Source organism: Enterococcus sp. DIV1368d, from assembly GCF_050542975.1.
Lineage (GTDB): Bacteria > Bacillota > Bacilli > Lactobacillales > Enterococcaceae > Enterococcus_D > Enterococcus_D casseliflavus.
Genome location: NZ_CP172939.1, coordinates 2,411,977 through 2,431,665 on the forward strand (window position 1 = coordinate 2,411,977; position 19,689 = coordinate 2,431,665).

Sequence of the window (19,689 nt, forward strand, 5' to 3'; positions counted from 1 at the left end):
AGTTATCCCTCCTTTGCTAAATACGCTTGGACAAACGCTAATAGTGCTTCTTTTTCATTAGGGATTTTTCGTGTGATGACTGCAGCTTCGGCAGCGGTCAAGACTTCTTTGAGCCACGGACCAGAAGAACGATCGATCGTTTGTAGTAAATCACGTCCATTGATCGCCAACTCCTTCAGTGAATGGATCGGCAGCTGCTGATAGCGCTGACTGATTTTTGCTGGATCGTTGGGCTGATTGTCATAACGCAATAATCCTTCGGCTAAACAGGTTGCTTCTAGACCGAACTGATACAACACTAGGTCATTCCATTCGCCGTTTCGACGCGCGAGCAGTGCTTGATAAGCCGTGTGTACTTGGCGGATGCAGTCATTGGAACATTTCCAAGCTTTTAAAAAGCTGCGGACTGCCTCTGGCGCTAAACCCATTTGGTCAATGAGCAAAACCCAGGCCGCCGTTTCGTTTTCTAATGGGATCGCTGGCAGGTCTGCCATCCGCAGTAACGCCTCACCGTATTCCCGCAAGCCTGGGCAATAGATATAGCATTCGGTTTCTACTAGCGCCCGTAGTGCTTGGTTCCGATGATTGCCTAACAGCAATTTCACGAATTCAATCATGATCCGTTCAACAGAGATTTTTCCCAACAAGGCATGATTCGCATGGATAGCAGCCAATGTTTCTGTTTCTAAAACAAAGCCCAATTGACTGACAAAACGCAGCCCCCGCATCATTCGTAGGGCGTCCTCATGGAAACGTTCCTGGGGGTGACCCACTGCTCGTAAGATTTGATTATCGATATCTGCCAGACCATCGAAAAGATCAATGATGACACCATCTTCTTGAAGTGCCAACGCATTGATGGTAAAGTCCCGCCGTTTTAGATCTTCTTTCAGGGAACGGACAAAATCCACTTTGTCGGGTCTGCGGTAATCTTGATAGGCTGCTTCCGTTCGAAACGTAGTGATCTCATACTGCGCCTGCTCCCACAAAACCAACACCGTCCCATGCTCGATGCCAATGTCAATGGTTCGAGGAAAAAGCGCCTTGATTTCGGCTGGAAATGCACTGGTAGCAATATCGACATCATGAATCGGCTGGCCTAAGATCGTGTCTCGCACGCTGCCGCCGACAAAGTATGCTTCATATCCTGCGGCTTCGATTTTTTTTAAAAGCGGTGCAGCTTCTGCAAATTCTTTTGGTAGTTTAGTCAGTTTCATTTACTTTTCCATCTTTTCTTTCAAAACGATACGCATCCCGCTGATTGAATTTTGCCATATTTTCCTCAAACACTTCAGTCAGGTCGATGTCTAGTGAATTGGCCATGATCATCGTCACAAAGAGTACATCACCGAGCTCTTCTGCCACTGTTTTTTCAACTTCATCGCTTTTTTTATTTTTTTCCCCGTAATAGTGATTCACTTCTCGCGCCAATTCGCCGACTTCTTCGGTCAAACGAGCCATTTGGGCGAGGGGGCTGAAATAGCCAGTTTTGAATTGCTGAATATACGCATCGACTTCTTCTTGCATCGATGCCAAAGAACGTTTTTCTGTCATTTTCTCCACCCTTTCTCGTTTATCTTACCAAAAGAATGGCTGCCTGCCTAGATAGAGCCCCCTTCAGGATTTGTTGTGCATTCAATGATTTCGTGCTACATTGATACTTGTGGAAGTTGAATAACGGAGGAAACAGGATGCGGGCATTTTTTTCATGGCGAACGATTCGCGATATTGTTTTGATTATTTTTGGTACAAGTATCTATGGCTTCGGTCTAGTCTATCTAAATATCCCAAATGACTTAGCAGAAGGCGGTGTGACGGGGATCACCTTGATCCTGCGAGCCTTATGGGGAATCAATCCTGCCATCAGTACACTGATCTTAAATATTCCGATCATTTTGATCGGTGGCAAAATTCTTGGTCGACGCTCATTAGTGTATACGATTTTAGGAACTTTTGGTTTGTCTTTTTGGTTGGCATTTTGGCAGAGTGTTCCCCTGTTGATCGATCTGCAGCACGATCTGCTGATCGTTGCGCTCTTGGCTGGTTTGATTGCAGGGATCGGTAGTGGGATCGTCTACAAAGTCGGGGGAACGACTGGTGGAGTCGATGTATTGGCACGTATTTTAGAGAAAAACTTTGGTGTGACGATCGGTCGTTCGCTTTTGATCTTTGATGTGTTCGTCCTGTTGCTTTCTTTGACTTATATAGATTTGAACCGCATGATGTATACCTTGATTTTTTCTTATGTCTTCACGCGCGTGATCGATTCGATCCTAGATGGCGGCTATTCAGCCAAAGGGATCTTAGTGATCAGCAATCACAGCGAAGAGATGGCTCCTGTTTTAATGGATGAATTAGAACGAGGCGTCACGTTTTTACAGGGCGAAGGGGCTTACTCAAGAGTGTCGAAACAAATCATTTATATGGTGGTCAGCGGGCGGGAGATTTCTGAAGTCAAGCGCATCGTTCATGACTTTGATCCGCAAGCGTTTGTTTCTGTCATTAATGTCCATGAAGTCGAAGGTGAAGGCTTTACCTACTTAAGACCTAAGTCGCGGTTCTTACAGCGCAAAACCGCTGTTTCTAAAACAAAATAGAGACTGAAAAAAGCAGCCCCGGTTAAAGGGCTGCTTTTTGCTTGTTACCGGCTTTCTTCTTTTTGCTGGAGCAAGTGTCGATTTACTTCATCGGAAAGTTCTAAGAAGGCATCACGATCCCCATTTTCCAAGGCTAGATCGATTTGCCGATACAAGGTATCGATTTTGGTTTTTGTTTCTTCTTTTTCAAGATACTGGGTAACATGTTGGGTCATTTCTTGATCCAAGTGGTCGTTCCAACGTTCATAAGGATTGTCTTCTAAAACTGCTAAATAAAAGGATTGCGACCAAGAATCTGGGAAGAGACATTCAAGATACAAGGGTTGTTTCCAATTCATGCGAATCTCATGAAAAATCTGATCAATGTCATAAAAGGTCTGCCCTTCGATGCTCAAGACAAACGGTTCGCCCCCAATTTCTGTACTGCGGACACTCAAGCCCCGTTTGGCTGCGGCTGCCCCTTCTACAAAATGAACATTGGTCAAGATCGCTTCATGGTTCGCCAGATAGTTTAACACCCAAGAGACTTCTCGGCGGCTGAAGGAAACGGTCGAAACTAACCAATTAAGAAACTTTTTCTTTTCTTGTACATTGATGTTCATTTCTCTCACCTATCTTTCTAATAAGTCCTCCACGATCGACTGTACTTCTAAATCACCTGGCTCATGCGCCAAATAATGTTGCAGCAAATGAAGTGCTTCAGGTAAACGCCCTTCTTCACGTAAGAAAATGCCATATTCTTTCATAAATGCTGGCTCATGGTGCAAATCAGCATTGGCTTCTTCGTAATAGTTTGCTGCTTTGTCAAAATCTTCCAGCGCATTATACGCTTGCGCCAAATTCCAAAGGGCATGCGGCTGTTCATTGTCTTCCATTCGTTCGATGGTCAAGATCGCTTCTTGCCAACGCTCTTCATTCAAGTATAAATTACTTAAGGTCAGTAACGTATCATCTTCTTTGTCACCAGTCTCCAATGCTTTTAGTAAAAATGATTCTGCTGCTTCACTGTCATGAAGTCGGTAAGCATTCTCGGCAGCAAAATGATAGAAATCCACTTGATATGGATCTTCATGAATCCCTTCTTCGATCACACGCTGCGCTTCTTCCAGCTGCTCTTCTTCTTGCAATGCTTCTGCAAGATAAAGATACAAGGCACGGTATTGCGGATTCATGACCCGCAACTGCTGCAAGTAGCGAATCGCTTGTTCATTTTCTTTTAGCTGCAAATAGACTAAAGCTGTTTGAAAAAGACGCTCATCGGTCTGTTCGTCTTCTAGGCTTGCTTCAAAATATTCCAATGCCTCTTCAAACTTGCCCGCCATACTCAATGATGTACCAGTCCGTTCAACGATCGAGATCCCCGAAATATCCGTGATTTCTTCTTCCAGCAATCCTTGATAAAGGTCAACGGCTTCTTGATAGCGATCAGTCGAAAAGGCTAACTCAGCTAAGGCAAACCGTATCAAAGGTTCATCTGGCACAATGCTTTGCGCTTCTTTTAGTTTGGCTTCACTAACTTCAGGGATACCGATCAATTGGTAAAGATCCGCACTCAATAGCAAGGCTTGCAAATACGCTTCACTGGTCGGTGGTATTTGATCAATATAGGCAAAAGCCGTCTCGATCTGGTCTTCTTCCATCGCAATTTCTGCTAAAGGAAGCAGCAAAGCTTCATTATCAGGATGTCGTTGCTGCAAGGTTTCAAATAACGTTTTCGCCTCTTCCAAAAAGCCGATCTGCAATAGTTCATCACCTAAAGCGCCTAATGTCTCATCATCATCTTTTTGCAGAGCTTCGGTAAAATTTAATTGTGCTTCAGCCAGTTCTTCCGCGGCTAATGCTTTTAACATTTTTTCACTATATGTTTCCATTTAAACCCCTCGAATCTCATTGATTAATCGCTGATAAGTCTCCATCGTCTGGACGAGATCTTTTTCCTCGATTTTCGTTCTGCCCCCTATTGTACCAACTTTTGCCAAAAATAACAGTTTTTTTTCTTTTTGCTGCAATTCTAGTACATGACTGAAATATTCGCTTAATGAAAAAGACTCGGGCAATTCGATGGGAAAGCCTAATCGGGCAAGCCATTGGCAGAACACGGGCAGATCGACAGTCAATTGCTGCTGCTGGACGGTCCACATAAAATGAAACAAAAAGCCAAAGAATAATTTCATCGCATCAGACAGCAAGTGCCCATTTTCCGTTCGATAAGCAGCATCAGCAAAGAGTTGGCCAAACTCCTCCAATTCGCTGCCTGATTGCTGGTATAGTTGGATCAACCGATCGGTATACGCAGCCAACGAATGTCTCATCAACGCCTGATGACTGGGATAGGTTCGATAAAGCTCTTTTAAAAACTCACTATCGGCAAGCACGCCACAACGAATCAGAGTCAAAAAATCGACCAATTTCCCATCGATCTGTTTTTCTGCGATCGTCTGATCGTAAATAACAAATTCGGGTGTATTAGGATTTTCCAGCATCGGGATATCTGGCTTTTTCACAACGATCGCTATTTCTTTCACACTTTTAGCTAAGGCCCGCAAGGAAACGGGAATCAGCCAAAGCTGTGTCGTCAGAACCGACGTCGCGTGGATAAAACTGCTCAATGCCAACACGCCTTCATTCCCAAAGCCGACGATCAACAGCGGCTCTTGTTTTGAAAAGCGACCGAAGAAATCCATTGCAGCTTTAAACTCGCTAAAGTTGTTGCAATACATTTGATTGGTACAAATATACCAATTGACCTCTCGTGGCAAAAACAGGCGGGTCAATTTTTCTGAAAAGCGGTCATAATAGCGCTGATTCGTCAAAATGATCACCTGCTGCGGCTCGATCGACTGTTCTCTCATGACCGATGCTAGTGTTTCACCATAAGAAATTTGGGTTTCTTGTTCATTTCGGAAAAAAACAGCTTCCATCGGCTCACTCCTTTGCTACTACTTTCTATTATAACAAGAAGCCGCTTAAACACCTACTAAATCGCTAATGATTAGGAAGTATTTTCCTGTGATTGGTTCAATGATCCGATAAAAAGCAAAAAACATGATTTCCTCTTCTTCCAAAGGAAAATCATGTTTTTTCTTAAACCAAAAGTGAGTAGAGTGATTGATTTTGCTGAAGGTTGATATAGTTTTGGTCAAACTGTTCAATTCGTGACAGTAATGCGGGGAGATCTTTTTTGTGTTTCAACAAGATCCCCAGCATTACTGGTCCTGTTCCACGATTGATTTTTTTTGTATATTCAAACCTAGTGATATCATCATCAGGCCCTAATACATGGCTAACAAATTCCTTCAACGCACCGGGACGTTGCGGGAAGTTGACGATAAAATAATGTTTCAATCCTTGATAAATCAGTGATTTCTCTTCGATCTCAGCCATGCGGGAACTATCATTGTTGCCGCCACTCACAATACAGACGACTGTTTTGCCTTTGATTTGCTCTTTGATCAGATCCAAAGCTGCCACACTCAAGGCACCAGCTGGTTCAGCGACGATCGCTTGCTTGCTGTACAATTCCAGAATCGTTTGACAGATTGCGCCTTCTTCCACAGCTACCAATTGATCCACGTAGCGTTTGGCATGGGCATAGGTTTGAGCTCCGACTTGTTTGACCGCTGCACCATCCACAAAGGTTTCAATATGCTCCAGTGCCACTGGTCCTTGATGATCAAAGGCGGCTTGCATCGAGGCTGCCCCTACAGGTTCTGCTCCAACAACTTTTATCTTCGGTTGCTTTTCTTTCAAATAGGCTGCGGTTCCACTGATCAAGCCGCCCCCGCCAATCGCTGCCACGACCAGATCGATCGTTACTTGTTTTTTTTCAGCATCCGCCAGCATCTCCACAGCAACGGTTCCTTGTCCTGCAATAATATTAGGATCGTCAAAGGGAGCAATGAAGGCCATTTGCTGTTCTTTTGCAAAGTGTTTAGCCGCTTGGGCTGCCGCATCAAACGTATCTCCCACCAATTCGATTTTGACATAATCTCCACCGAAAAAGAGGACTTGCGCGATTTTTTGCTGTGGCGTCGTTGTCGGCATGAAAATAACCGCTCGGATCTGCTGTTCTTGACAGGTATAAGCAACACCTTGCGCATGGTTCCCGGCACTGGCACAGACGACGCCACGACGAGTCAGTTCAGGATCTGCCTGGGTGATCGCATAGTAGGCACCGCGTAATTTGAAGGAGCGGACTTTTTGCAAGTCCTCTCGCTTCAACAAGACCGTCGCTTGATACTTCTCAGATAAAAAGCGATCATACTGCAGCGGCGTATGACTAACTGCTCCCCGCAGTCGCTCGTAGGCTTGTTCGATTGCAGAAACTGTCACCAACAAACGCGTCCCTCCTAATCTTTCGCAACAAACGGCATCATTTTCCGTAACTCGCTGCCGACTTTTTCAATTTGATGATTGCCGTTTTCCTCACGCATTTTATGGAATTCAGGGAAGCCGTTTTGATTGTCTTCAATGAATCCTTTCGCAAATTGGCCGTTTTGGATGTCTGTCAATACGGCTTTCATGTTTTCTTTGGCTTGTGCAGTGATCACCCGAGCACCAGAAACGTAGTCACCATACTCAGCCGTATTCGAGATCGAATGGCGCATTTTTTTGAAGCCTCCTTCATAAATCAAGTCAACGATCAGTTTCAATTCATGACAAACTTCAAAATAAGCCAATTCCGGTTGGTACCCCGCTTCTACCAATGTTTCAAAGCCCGCTTCGATCATACTGGTCAAACCGCCACAAAGTACGGCTTGCTCACCGAAAAGATCGGTTTCGGTCTCTTCTTTAAAGGTCGTTTCCAAAACGCCGACCCTTGTGGCACCAATGCCTTTTGCATAGGATAAAGCCGTTGCTTGTGCGTTACCAGTCGCATCTTGATAAACTGCAAACAAGGCTGGTACCGCAAACCCTTCGGTAAAGGTTCGACGCACCAAATGACCTGGTCCTTTTGGCGCAACTAGAAAAACATCCACCTCTTTTGGTGGCGCGATCACATCAAAATGAATATTGAAACCATGAGCAAATGCTAATGCATTGCCCGCAGAAAGATTCGGTTCGATCTCATTTTTATACAACGATCCTTGGATCTCATCGGGTGCCAAGATCATGACTACATCCGCTTTTTGAACGGCTTCGGCTACTGGGAAAACCTCAAATCCATCGTTTCTTGCGGCTTCCGCTGATTTTCCTTCACGAATGCCGATAAAGACTTCATGACCTGTGTCCCGTAAATTTTGAGCATGAGCGTGCCCTTGAGAGCCGTAGCCGACGATCGCAATCTTCTTGTCTCCTAAATTATCTGTAACTTCCTCGTTGTAATATACTTTTACCATACTTGTTTCCTCCGAATTCTTTCTTTATTTTAAGCAATTCAAAATTGCACTTACCCTCTTGTAAAGCCAGTGACACCAGTCCGTGCCAATTGTTTGATGCCGTATGGACGTAAAACTTCGATGCACGCTTCTACCTTTTTCGTATCGCCAGCAACTTGCACAACGATTGTTTTTAGTGCCACATCGACAATGTGTGCTCGAAATGGATCGATCACTGCTTGGATCTCCGAACGACTTGTGGTTGGCGCATTGACTTTGATCAGCACCAGCTCCCGTTCGATATGAGGAACTTCTGTAATATCAGAAACCTTCAAGACATCGATCTGCTTGTTCAGATGCTTAGTCACTTGTTCTGTTTCTGCCAAATCGTTCACGTTGACAATGATCGTCATACGTGAAAACTCTGGTCGTTCTGTCGTACCGACAGAGATACTCTCGATATTGACTTGACGACGGTTCAAGACACTCGTGATACGGCTCAAAACACCTGCTTCATTATGGACGATTGCTGCTAATACCCGTTTCATCCCCTTAGACCCCCATCATTTCATGATTGGCTTTCCCCGGTGGGATCATCGGCAGCACATGCTCAGATGGCGAGACCATTACTTCGATCAGCTGCGGCCCTGCTTGAGAAAAAGCTGCTGCCAATTGATCAACCAGTTGCTCTGGGGCATCGATCCGACAGCCTTCAATGCCATAAGCCTGTGCCAGTTTGACAAAATCAGGCTGCTGCGCAAAAACGGAGGCAGAGCGCCGCTTGCCATGGAATGTTTCTTGCCATTGGCGAACCATTCCTAAAGAGCAGTTGTTCAATAACACAAATTTGACATTCAAGCCATACTCATTCAAAATCGCAAATTCTTGGTTCGTCATTTGAAATCCACCATCGCCAACGAACACCACGACCATTTTTTCTGGATGAGCAAATTGAACGCCGATTCCTGCAGGGATGCCATAGCCCATCGTCCCTAGTCCGCCACTGGTGATCAATTGTTTGGGAAAGCGAAAAGGATAATACTGCGCGACCCACATTTGATGCTGACCAACATCGGTGATGACGTAAGCCTCTCCTTTGGTCAAACGCCCTACTTCTTCGATGACTTTTTGTGGTTTGATCTCTTGTGTCTGAGTGCGATCATAGCGATAAGGTTTTTCCTTTTTCCGTTTTTGGCATAGATCCAACCAAGTCGTCCAGGTTCCTCTTGTTGGTGGGTACCGCAGCATTTGCTGCAAAGCAGCCTTGGCATCGCCGACGATTGGGATCTTTGTTTCTACGATCTTGCCGATCTCCACTGGGTCAATATCGATATGAGCAACGATGGCCTGCTTGCCGAACTGACTGCCGGCCGTTGCTAAGCGATCATCGAAGCGAGAGCCGATATTGATAATCAAATCGGCTTCTGATAAAGCCATGTTCGCCGCATAGGTGCCATGCATACCGCCCATGCCTAAGAAAAATTGATGATCACTTGGCAGTAAGCCTAAGCCAAGCAACGTTGTCACTGTCGGTAACTTGTACTTGGCAATAAATGCATTTAGTTCAGCTGCAGCTTCGGCAGCGATCACGCCTGCACCCGCCAGTACCACTGGTCGCTGAGCTTTTTCCAAGACTTGCATCAGTTTTTCGATTTGCAGACGGGATGGCTCTGCCGTCGGCTGATAACTTTTCCTTGTGATCGGCAATGAGCAGGTTTCAGCGGTTTCTTGTAAGGTAATATCTTTCGGAAGGTCGATGACAACCGGTCCTTTTCGCCCTGTGGAAGCGATATGGAAGGCTTCAGCGATCACTTTTGGGAGCTCATCGACACAGCGGACTTGGTAGTTGTGCTTCGTGATCGGCAACGTGATACCCAGAATATCCGCCTCTTGGAAGGCATCTTTGCCAATTCCTGGTACCGCCACTTGTCCCGTGATAACTACCAATGGTACGGAATCACTCATAGCATCGGCAATGCCCGTGACGACATTTGTAGCACCTGGTCCGCTCGTCACTAAAACGACCCCAACATTGCCAGTAGCTTTGGCATAGCCTTCAGCGGCGTGGATCGCGCCTTGCTCGTGACGCGTCAAAATATTCGGAATCGCTGCATCATATAATTGATCATATAACGGCAGGACGGCGCCGCCCGGATAGCCAAAGATCATTTCGACGCCTTGCTCTTGTAAGCTGTCCACTAATACTTGTGCGCCAGTCCTTAGATGCGATGCTTGATACTCGATATTTTCCATTGCTACTCCTCCTCATCAGGTACTCGCATAATCCCGCCCGTATTGGCAGAGGTCACTAAAGCGGTATAACGTGCAAGCCATCCTTTTTTCACTTTTGAACGAAAATTCGGTCGTTCTTGCGCACGCTGGGCAAGCTCTTCATCGGATACTTGCAGATTCAGCGTTCGATTTGGTAAATCAATAATGATTTCATCGCCATCGTTGACAAGGCCTAAGGGACCCCCTGCAGCGGCTTCTGGCGAAATATGGCCAACGGCGATTCCTCGGGTCGCTCCTGAAAAGCGACCATCGGTGATCAAGGCGACATCTTTGCCTAACCCACGTCCAACGATGCTTGAGGTAGGCGCCAACATTTCTGGCATACCTGGTCCTCCTTTTGGTCCCTCATAGCGGATCACTACAACATGTCCTTTTTGTACGGTATGATTGTCGATCGCAGCAACTGCTTCATCATGTGAATCAAAACAGATCGCTTTGCCTTTGAACACTTGGACACTTGGATCGACCCCACCGACCTTGATGACACTGCCTTCTGGGGCGATATTACCATACAAGATCGATAGCCCCCCCACAGGACTATACGGGTTTTCTTTGGGATGAATAACTTCTTCGTTGTGGATCTTCGCTTCAGCGACATTTTCTCGTAATGTCTTGCCTGTGACAGTCGGTCGATCAGGATGAATCGCTCCCTCGATATCACAAAGCTCCCTTATGATTGCCGAAACGCCGCCAGCTTCATGAACATCGTGCATCGAATAGGCTGATGATGGCGCGATTTTTGAGAGATAAGGCACTCTTTTAGCGATTTCATTGACCCGTCTTAAGTCATAGTCGATCTCAGCTTCATTGGCGATCGCTAAGGTATGCAGCACTGTGTTGGTGGAACCCCCCATCGCCATGTCTAAAGCGAAGGCATCATCAATAGCTTCTTTGGTCACGATGTCTCGAGGTTTCACTTGTTTTTCAACAAGATCCATCAACTTAAAGGCGGCTTGTCTAACTAGTTCTCGTCGTTCTTCAGACACGGCGAGGATCGTACCATTGCCTGGCATTGCCAATCCTAAGATCTCTAAGAGACAGTTCATTGAATTGGCAGTAAACATCCCTGCACAGGAACCGCAAGTCGGACAGGCATTTTGCTCCATAAATTCAAAGTCTTCTTTCGTCATGTTGCCAGTCTTGTAAGTCCCCACGGCTTCAAACATGGAAGACAAGGTTATCTGGTGGCCCCGTGGATCAATACCGGCTTTCATCGGACCGCCAGAACAAAAGATCCCCGGTACGTTCGTCCGCATCGCTGCTAAAATCATGCCAGGAGTGATCTTGTCGCAATTCGGGATATAAAATACGCCGTCAAACCAGTGAGCATTGATCACGGTTTCTGCGGAATCAGCGATCAATTCTCGGCTGGGTAGCGAATAACGCATGCCAATATGGCCCATCGCAATGCCATCATCCACACCGATCGTATTGAACTCAAAAGGGATGCCGCCAGCTTCACGAATCGCTTCCTTAGCGATATCTGCTAACTCCCGTAAATGCACATGTCCAGGCACAATATCGATATAGGAATTACATATCGCAATAAATGGCTTGTTCATGTCATGGATATTTTTTACTTGTCCTGTGGCATAGAGCAGACTCCTAGCTGGCGCTGCATCGATCCCTTTTTTAATCTGATCACTTCTCACACTCATCATCTCCTGCATTTTGGAATAAAAAAAAGCATCCCGGTTATAAAAAACTGGGATGCTTTGCCAGAATCCCATTTTACTTACGCAAATAGGACTCAAACAAACGGATAATTTTTGCTTCCGTGTTCTAAGTCCTGGTATCAATAATAATGACTAATAAATATTGATTAAAATTGCGCATAGAAAATGGCTCCTTCATTAGAAATAGTAACGTTCTTGTAATTGTTTACCAATATACCCTTTGCAAAATCACTTGTCAACGAATTTTCTGAATTTTTTTTCAATAATGACAATTCCCAGGACCCTTTCCTCACATCAGATGTCATTTAATCGCTTGCTTCTTTTGATAAAAATGACTTTTAAATCACCTTTAATCTTGCCTGAAAAATAAGGTGTGTCAGCAACCCATGTTTTTTTTTGATCAAAAGAAAAACAAAAAATATTTTTGAATTTTCTGACAATAATAACCGTTTCTTTTCCCATTCGCTCCGCCTGCATGGTGGCAGTTCCTAGTTAGACAAAAGAAAAAACCCTTGATTACTCAAGGGTTTCTACAAGACTCAATTATTTCACTGCGTCTTTAAGAGCTTTACCTGGTTTGAATGCAGGTACTTTGCTAGCAGGGATCTTGATTTCTTCACCAGTTTGTGGGTTGCGTCCTTTGCGTTCTGCACGAGAACGAACTTCAAAGTTACCAAAGCCGATCAATTGAACTTTTTCACCGTTAGCTAAAGCGTCTTGAATTGTTGAGAATACAGCGTCTACTGCTGCAGTTGCGTCTTTCTTAGTTAAGTCAGTAGCTGCTGCAACTTTTTCGATTAATTCTGCTTTATTTGCCATGGATGGTTTCACCTCCTGATATTTTTTTTGATGTCATGCATCAACAAAAATCTTGAGTGGTCCAAGGTTTTTGTCAAATATTGATTACCATCAATATTCTGATATAACGTTATCATAAGAACCTTGTAATATCAAGGATTTTAACGTTTTTAGGGGGTTTTTTTTTGGTTTTTTCCCATTTTTCTAGAAAAGGACAGATTTCTTTGTAAAAAGAAACAAAGTATGATAAAATCTCTATTTTCTTCTGCGAGGAATGATTCGAATCGGCGTTCCTTCAAAAGTGAATGCCTTGCGGATTTGATTTTCTAAGAAACGTGCATAAGAGAAATGCATCAGTTCTTCTTCGTTGACAAAAATAACAAAAGTTGGCGGTTTGACAGCTACTTGCGTCGCATAAAAAATCTTCAAACGTTTGCCTTTGTCTGTTGGTGTTGGGTTGATCGCCACAGCGTCCATAATGACGTCATTCAGCAACGCAGATGGAATACGCATGTTTTGATTCATGCTGACTTCTTCAATCAATTGCGGCAGCTTATTCAAGCGCTGTTTCGTCACTGCGGAAACAAAAATGATTGGCGCGTAATCCAAATATTGGAATTCGTCTCTGATTTCTTCTTCAAAATCACGCATCGTATTCGTTTCTTTTTTCAATGTATCCCATTTATTGACAACAATAATGATTCCACGGCCTGCTTCATGGGCATAGCCAGCGATCCGTTTGTCTTGCTCGCGAATCCCTTCTTCGGCGTTCAAGACCATCAAGACGACGTCTGAGCGTTCAATGGCCCGCATCGCCCGCATGACACTGTATTTTTCAGTAGACTCGTAGACCTTCCCTTTTTTACGCATGCCGGCGGTATCGATCATGGTAAATTCTTGACCGCTTTCGCTGGTAAAATGGGTATCGATCGCATCACGAGTCGTTCCTTCGATATCAGAAACGATCACTCGCTCTTCCCCTAGAATTGCATTGATCAAAGAGGATTTACCGACATTTGGTCGACCGATCAAACTAAACTTGATGATGGAATCATCTTCTTCTTCTGCTTCATTGGTGAAGTGTTTGACAGCTTCATCAAGAACATCCCCGATCCCTAATCCATGACTTCCTGAGATTGGGTATGGATCGCCTAGACCCAAACCATAAAATTCATAGATGTCGGTACGCATCTCGGGATTATCAACTTTGTTGACGGCTAAAATCACGGGTTTGTTGCTTTTGTACAGCAAACGAGCCACAAGCTCATCAGCATCGGTTACTCCTTCACGAGCACTCGTAATAAAAACAATGACATCTGCTTCATCAATGGCGATTTCTGCTTGATGCTTGATTTGATCCATAAACGGCTCATCACTTAAATCGATCCCACCTGTATCGATTACGCTAAACTCACGGCCTAGCCATTCACCGGTGGCATAAATACGATCTCTGGTCACTCCTGGAGTATCCTCAACGATCGAAATTCGTTCTCCAGCTATCCGGTTGAAAATGGTCGATTTCCCCACATTCGGACGTCCAACGATCGCTATTGTTGGATTTGACATTTTTTACCCTCCATTTAAAAAAGCAGTCCTTGTACGCTGCTTCTTGTATTCAATCTTACTTAGTTTACCTAAAGCCATGGAAAGTTGCAAGCTTTCCTGGCAAACAAAAAACCAGCTTATAACAAATTCAAACATCGAATCGTTATAAGCTGATGGCATACAATTACTCTTCGTCGCTGTCTTTTAAGGCATCGCCTAAGATATCACCCATGGTAAACCCAGTTGATTCTTCTGGCAATTGATAGTCGTCCTCTGAAACCTCTTGTGTTTCATTGGTATTTTCGGCTTTTTCTAATGCTTTGATACTTAATGCGATTCGGTGTTCTGAAGGGTTCACTTCAAGCACTTTCACTTGCACTTCATCGCCTTCTTGTAAGACTTCATGTGGTGTCGCAATGTGTTTATGGGAGATTTGTGAAATATGGATCAGCCCTTCAACACCTGGGAAGACTTCCACAAACGCACCGAAGCTTGTCAAGCGTTTAACAGTCCCTGTCAAGACACTGCCAACAGCCGCTTGCTCTTCAATATTGGTCCAAGGTCCAGGCAATGTGTCTTTGATTGAAAGTGACACACGTTCTTTGTCTGCATCAACAGATAAGATCCGGACATTGACGGTATCGCCAACAGATAAAACGTCACTCGGTTTGCCAACATGCCCATGTGAAATTTCAGAGACATGGACAAGTCCATCGATGCCGCCTAGGTCTACGAAGGCACCAAAATCGGTCAAACGAGCTACTTTTCCTTCTACTTCTTGTCCTTCATATAAATCAGCTAATAAAGCTTCTTTTTGTTTTGCTTTTTCTGCTTCGACAACTGCTTTATGAGAAAGGATCAAACGGTTTTCTGAAGGCTCAATCTCAACGATTTTGAAGGTCAATGTTTTCCCTTTGTAATCTTCGAAATCCGCAACAAAATGGTCTTCGACCATTGATGCTGGGACAAATCCACGAACACCTACATCAACCACTAACCCGCCCTTAACGACGTTGGTGACTGGTGCTTCAATGATTTTTCCTTCTTGGAAATCTTTTTCGATATCTTCCCAAACTTTTTTCGCGTCTAAGCGACGTTTAGAAAGGAGATAGCTGCCGTTTTCTTTGTCTTTACCAATTGCTGAAATCACAACCAATTCTAAGACATCCCCAACTTTGACTGCTTCGTTGATGTCTTCAACAGGTAAAGTTGATAATTCTTTTGCAGGAACAACGCCTTCAACGCCGGCGCCTTCGATCCCTACGATCGCTTGTTTATCCTCAATGGCCAATACCTCACCTTTAACGATATCTCCAACTTTTACTTCTTGGAAATTGTCTAAAGCGGCTTCCATTGATTCATTTCCACTCTCAACCTGATTATTTTCAAATTCTGTCATCTCTCATGTCCTCCTAACCAACAATTCTGCAATAATTGCACTACATCTTTTAGTTTAAAATAGAATGAAAAAAAAATAAAGCGATTTCTCTTATTTTCCTAAAAAACTACGGTTTTTTCGTTAAGAAAGTCTTTTCACCTCTGTTTTCTTACTCACTTTCATCTTTTGGTTTCAAAAAATAAAAAAACAATGGGGAACACCCATTGTATTTGTTAATCAATTTTTTCTTTGATGGTTTTTTTGATTGCTTCGACGACTTGCTCGATCGTTAAACCAGACGTATCGATTCGAACCGCATCCTCCGCTTGTTTCAAAGGGGAGACTTCTCTGTGAGAATCCAGATAATCTCTTTGCTGGATCTCTTCTTTCAACGTCTCATAATCGGTTTTGATCCCTTTTTGCTGATTTTCTTTAAAACGGCGCTGTGCGCGTTCTTCCACACTTGCTACCAGAAAAATTTTGACTTCTGCTTGTGGTAAAACCGCCGTACCAATATCGCGGCCATCCATCACGACACCGCCATCTTTAGCGATCATCTGCTGTTGTTGGACGAGTTTTTCGCGGATCGCAGGGTATGCCGACACCTTCGAAACTGCGTTGGTTACTTCTGGCTGACGGATCGCTTCTGTGACTTGCTCTCCTCCCGCAAAGACCTCTTGACCGTGTTCAGTCGGTTCAAAAGTGATGGGGTATTGATCGATCAAAGCAGCGATCGCCGCTTCATCTTCAAGTGAACAGCCCGTTTTTAAAGCTAAATACGTGATGCTTCGATACATGGCACCGGTATCCGTATAAATAAATCCCAGGTCATTCGCGATGATTTTTGCCACTGTGCTTTTCCCAGATGACGCAGGACCATCAATAGCGATGTTGATTTTTTTCATTTTTCTTACTCCTCGTTTCCCAACGATGTGTATTCCTTCATCGTTTCTGCTTATCGTCCACCTTGGCTTCTCTCTTTCAAGAAAAAAAACCGCCAAAGCGGTTTTTTATTTAACTCTTAACGTGTCGCCAGGGTAAAGCATGTAGTTGTTCGGATCAATCCCATTTAATTGATATAGGGTTTCAACTGAGATACCTGTACGAGCTGCCACTTGTTCAGGACCTTCACCTGCTTGCACAGTGGTATACTGTTCATTACCAGCAGCGCCTTGCCCTTGGTTATTTTGGGTAGTATCTTGTCCAGCATTGTTTTGTTCTTGTGCCGGCTCACTGCTTGAAGGTGTTGATGAAGCTGGCGCAGAAAAACTGCTAGAAGAACTTGATTCACTTGTTGACGAACTCGTTTCACTTGTCGATTCCGTAGTGGATGATTCCGTCGTTGATGATTCGGTTGTTGAAGACTCTGTCGTACTTTCTACAGTACTGCTCGAACTTGCTGTGGTTGGGGCATCATTGTTATGGTTCAATACCCAAATACCGGCACCAACCGGAATTGCCACGATCAAGAAAAGCAAAACTAAAACGATCGTCAAAAAGAGTGAATTCCCACGCTTTTGTTTTCTTTGTTGGGATCTTGATGCAGAATCATCGTATTCTGTATCATAGATTGGTTGTTCCCACGGTTCTTGATTTTCTGAATTGTAGTCATTGTCTTTCTTGCTCACTCGTATTCCCTCCTAGTTTCCTTCCGATGTATTATACCATAGGTAAATAAAAACTGTCCTACAAAATACGATTCAATTTATATCTTTAAAAATTTTTATTAAACGTTCCTGCCAATGATGGGCTTCCTTTTTCTCGGGCAGCTGTTCTTCACCCGCTATTTCGATCCCGTCATTGTCGCAACAATAAGGATTCTCCTGGGCTTCCTCTCCGAAATGCGCCAGTAAAAATTGTCGGCGACAACCTGTAAAATGAATATAAGCCAACATTTTCTGTAATTGTTCTTGTTTTTGCTGTTCATTGCGTTTTAATGTTTCCAGCCAAAAGGAAGTTCCCAACTCTTTCATTTTTTGCTGCCACTTTTCTTGCAACGGTGTCAAGGGTTCTTTCCTCTTCTCCTGAACCATTCGTTCTAAAGCAAGGCGTTCTTCTTTGTTTTCTCGCTGAAAGAAGTAATGGATCTGCTCATCATGTTCCTGATAAAGCAAAATCGCATTGCTTTGTTTGCCGTCACGACCAGCTCGCCCGATTTCTTGACTGTAATTCTCTAATGAATCAGGTAGATCATAATGGATCACAAAGCGAATATCTTCCTTATTGATCCCCATCCCAAACGCATTGGTAGCAACGAGTAATTTTAATTTATTCTGAGAAAACTGCTGCTGCAACGTTTTTCTTTGATCACTCGCGAGACCACCATGATAATAGCCTACCAAATAGCGCTGACGCAGTTTGTTATAGACTTCTTCGACTTTGCTTCTTGTGGAACAGTAGATGATCCCAGCCCCGCCTAAGCGGCTGAGATAGTCTGCTAATGCCGCATCTTTGTCTGTCGTTTGCTCTACGAACAAGCCGATATTGCTGCGGTTCATCGAATAACGGTAGACATTGGCGTTCTTTGCTAATAATACTTGCCGTATGTCTGCTTCCACTTGTGCTGTTGCTGTAGCCGTCAAGGCTAACGTAACGGGTGCCTTCAAGCGTTTCTTTACTTCACCAAGCTGCAAGTACTCTGGTCGAAAATCAATGCCCCATTGCGAAACACAATGGGCTTCATCCACCACGAGCATGGCGATCTTAACCTGTTCCAATTGATGCAAAACAGCTTCTTGTACGATCATTTCTGGACTTAAAAACAAAAACTTGTACTTCTGCAAATGCTGCATCACATACTGGCGATCAGCAAGGTCCAATTGACTATTAAACGCAATCGCGCGTTTTTCCCCTTGCTTTTGTAAGCCGTAGACTTGATCTTCCATCAAAGAGACTAACGGCGAGATAATGATCACGATCCCGTCTACTAGGTACCCTGGCAGCTGATAGCACAGACTTTTGCCATTCCCAGTAGGCAGAATCGCTAACGTATCTTGCTGTGCTAAAACACTTTCGATGACTTCTTTTTGTCCTTGGCGGAATGTTTTGAAACCAAAATACTGATTCAGTGCATCTTCTAACATCGAATCCCCCGCTTCTGAGCAATCTGTAACAAACGAATCGTCAAAAAATCAGTCGTAAGAAGCGCCTGTAATTCTTGATAGCTATTTTTCCAAGAAGCTTCTGGCAGCTTTTTCAACAACGCTGTATCAAAGCGCTGAAAAGGAAACGTTGGATCAAGCAATGCCCACTCAATCAAATGATCATTAACAGTTCCTCGTTTGATCCTTCTTTTTTCCATAATCTGCTCGACAGAATCGCCTCGCAAAAACAATGCTCGGCTTTCCACCATGCTTTGGTTTAAATTTCTCTTTAGAAAAGGCGACAATCCTCGAAACAGGATCGTCAGGGGCGTTTTTTCGATCAAGGTTAAAAATTGATGGATCGAAGCTCCTACATAAAGAGTGTCCCAAGGCTTACTTTGAACATTTTCTGGTAAAAGCTGAAAAAACGCCTGCCCTAGAATATCTGGACCCGATAAGGTGCCCGCTAAAAAATCTGCCACTTCTGCGGGAAGCTGGTCAAAAATTGCTGATAGCTCTTGATACAGGCACTTTTTGATGTCAGGATTGTGACGGATCAGCTGACGGACAGGTTCTGTATAGAGTGGCGTGTTTTCAACGGGAATATACTGATTGGTCACACCTTGATACGCAGCTGCTTGAACCAGCAGCCGAACAAAACGCCAAGCCTCCTCCGTCGTTCGTCCATAACGAAAGTAATTCGCATACCGCAACAATCGTTCACCTGGCTGCTGGCTGTTTATAGCGGTCGTTTTGAGCAGCAGACCATCTGAATCTCGACTTAGAGCCCCTCGTTGGATCAAGTCAGCGAGCGTCTGTTGATACGCTTTCTCATTCAACTGGGGCAACGATTGAAAGAGACCTAAGCGATCATAAAAAAAGGCATAACTCAAGACAGAGCTAGTACGCTTACCAATAAGAATTTGATAAAGTGTCGATGGGCGCAGCTTGTCAGTATCAGAAAACAGCGCTAAAATAAAAGAATCCATATTTCCCCTCCAG

At 44.2% G+C, this 19,689-nt stretch carries 19 protein-coding genes; 1 reads left to right on the plus strand and 18 read right to left on the minus strand.

Translation table 11 applies throughout. The features are described 5' to 3' along the window. Positions 1-2: 2 nt before the first annotated feature. Positions 3-1,217 (minus strand): CCA tRNA nucleotidyltransferase, encoded by a 1,215-nt coding sequence (locus tag IGJ44_RS11215; RefSeq protein WP_005229364.1) that lies wholly within the window; start codon positions 1,215-1,217, stop codon positions 3-5. Further along, complete coding sequence (locus IGJ44_RS11220) at positions 1,204-1,554, minus strand: nucleotide pyrophosphohydrolase (protein WP_005231912.1); 351 nt, start codon at positions 1,552-1,554, stop codon at positions 1,204-1,206. The genes IGJ44_RS11215 and IGJ44_RS11220 overlap by 14 nt, the downstream gene beginning before the upstream one ends. A gap of 137 nt (positions 1,555-1,691) precedes the next feature. Between IGJ44_RS11220 and IGJ44_RS11225 the strand changes: the two genes are divergently transcribed. Beyond that, positions 1,692-2,597 carry a YitT family protein gene (locus tag IGJ44_RS11225; protein WP_010749295.1) on the plus strand — a complete coding sequence of 302 codons (906 nt, stop codon included), beginning with the start codon at positions 1,692-1,694 and terminating at the stop codon, positions 2,595-2,597. 44 nt (positions 2,598-2,641) lie between these two features. Here the strand turns inward: IGJ44_RS11225 and IGJ44_RS11230 are convergent, their stop codons facing one another. The 16 genes from IGJ44_RS11230 to IGJ44_RS11305 all read right to left on the minus strand — a co-directional run bounded on the left by IGJ44_RS11230 (position 2,642) and on the right by IGJ44_RS11305 (position 19,676). Beyond that, positions 2,642-3,199, minus strand: a complete 558-nt coding sequence (locus IGJ44_RS11230; protein ID WP_005229358.1) for a YpiB family protein — start codon at positions 3,197-3,199, stop codon at positions 2,642-2,644. Positions 3,200-3,208: 9 nt separating this feature from the next. After that, on the minus strand, positions 3,209-4,468 hold the full coding sequence (locus tag IGJ44_RS11235) for a tetratricopeptide repeat protein (protein WP_005229356.1): 1,260 nt from the start codon (positions 4,466-4,468) through the stop codon (positions 3,209-3,211). Then, positions 4,469-5,518 (minus strand): hypothetical protein, encoded by a 1,050-nt coding sequence (locus tag IGJ44_RS11240; protein ID WP_074536675.1) that lies wholly within the window; start codon positions 5,516-5,518, stop codon positions 4,469-4,471. Positions 5,519-5,681: 163 nt separating this feature from the next. Beyond that, the gene (ilvA, locus tag IGJ44_RS11245) at positions 5,682-6,935 is read right to left on the minus strand and encodes a threonine ammonia-lyase IlvA (RefSeq protein ID WP_034695989.1); all 1,254 of its coding nucleotides are present in this window, start codon (positions 6,933-6,935) and stop codon (positions 5,682-5,684) included. 11 nt (positions 6,936-6,946) lie between these two features. Next, positions 6,947-7,936 carry a ketol-acid reductoisomerase gene (ilvC, locus tag IGJ44_RS11250; protein WP_005229350.1) on the minus strand — a complete coding sequence of 330 codons (990 nt, stop codon included), beginning with the start codon at positions 7,934-7,936 and terminating at the stop codon, positions 6,947-6,949. A gap of 50 nt (positions 7,937-7,986) precedes the next feature. Continuing rightward, positions 7,987-8,463: an acetolactate synthase small subunit gene (ilvN, locus tag IGJ44_RS11255; protein ID WP_005229349.1), complete on the minus strand. Its 477-nt coding sequence runs from the start codon at positions 8,461-8,463 to the stop codon at positions 7,987-7,989. 4 nt (positions 8,464-8,467) lie between these two features. After that, a complete protein-coding gene (ilvB, locus tag IGJ44_RS11260; protein ID WP_074536676.1) occupies positions 8,468-10,168 on the minus strand; it encodes a biosynthetic-type acetolactate synthase large subunit in 1,701 nt (566 codons plus the stop codon). A gap of 2 nt (positions 10,169-10,170) precedes the next feature. Further along, positions 10,171-11,859, minus strand: coding sequence for a dihydroxy-acid dehydratase (ilvD, locus tag IGJ44_RS11265; protein WP_074536677.1), 1,689 nt, complete (start codon positions 11,857-11,859; stop codon positions 10,171-10,173). A gap of 318 nt (positions 11,860-12,177) precedes the next feature. After that, positions 12,178-12,345, minus strand: a complete 168-nt coding sequence (locus tag IGJ44_RS11270; protein WP_167827107.1) for a hypothetical protein — start codon at positions 12,343-12,345, stop codon at positions 12,178-12,180. Between the two features lie 81 nt (positions 12,346-12,426). After that, the gene (locus IGJ44_RS11275) at positions 12,427-12,702 is read right to left on the minus strand and encodes an HU family DNA-binding protein (protein ID WP_003126821.1); all 276 of its coding nucleotides are present in this window, start codon (positions 12,700-12,702) and stop codon (positions 12,427-12,429) included. A gap of 234 nt (positions 12,703-12,936) precedes the next feature. After that, positions 12,937-14,247 carry a ribosome biogenesis GTPase Der gene (der, locus tag IGJ44_RS11280; RefSeq protein ID WP_005231911.1) on the minus strand — a complete coding sequence of 437 codons (1,311 nt, stop codon included), beginning with the start codon at positions 14,245-14,247 and terminating at the stop codon, positions 12,937-12,939. Between the two features lie 163 nt (positions 14,248-14,410). Then, positions 14,411-15,625 (minus strand): 30S ribosomal protein S1, encoded by a 1,215-nt coding sequence (gene rpsA, locus IGJ44_RS11285; protein WP_005229333.1) that lies wholly within the window; start codon positions 15,623-15,625, stop codon positions 14,411-14,413. A gap of 212 nt (positions 15,626-15,837) precedes the next feature. Then, entirely contained in the window at positions 15,838-16,509 is a 672-nt protein-coding gene (gene cmk, locus IGJ44_RS11290; RefSeq protein WP_010749236.1) for a (d)CMP kinase, read from the minus strand. 105 nt (positions 16,510-16,614) lie between these two features. Next, a complete protein-coding gene (locus tag IGJ44_RS11295; RefSeq protein ID WP_010749235.1) occupies positions 16,615-17,232 on the minus strand; it encodes a LysM peptidoglycan-binding domain-containing protein in 618 nt (205 codons plus the stop codon). 72 nt (positions 17,233-17,304) lie between these two features. Further along, positions 17,305-18,687, minus strand: a complete 1,383-nt coding sequence (locus IGJ44_RS11300; protein ID WP_010749234.1) for a RecQ family ATP-dependent DNA helicase — start codon at positions 18,685-18,687, stop codon at positions 17,305-17,307. Next, positions 18,681-19,676 carry a helix-turn-helix domain-containing protein gene (locus IGJ44_RS11305; protein WP_074536679.1) on the minus strand — a complete coding sequence of 332 codons (996 nt, stop codon included), beginning with the start codon at positions 19,674-19,676 and terminating at the stop codon, positions 18,681-18,683. Before IGJ44_RS11305 ends, IGJ44_RS11300 begins: the two co-directional genes overlap by 7 nt. Positions 19,677-19,689 lie beyond the last annotated feature (13 nt).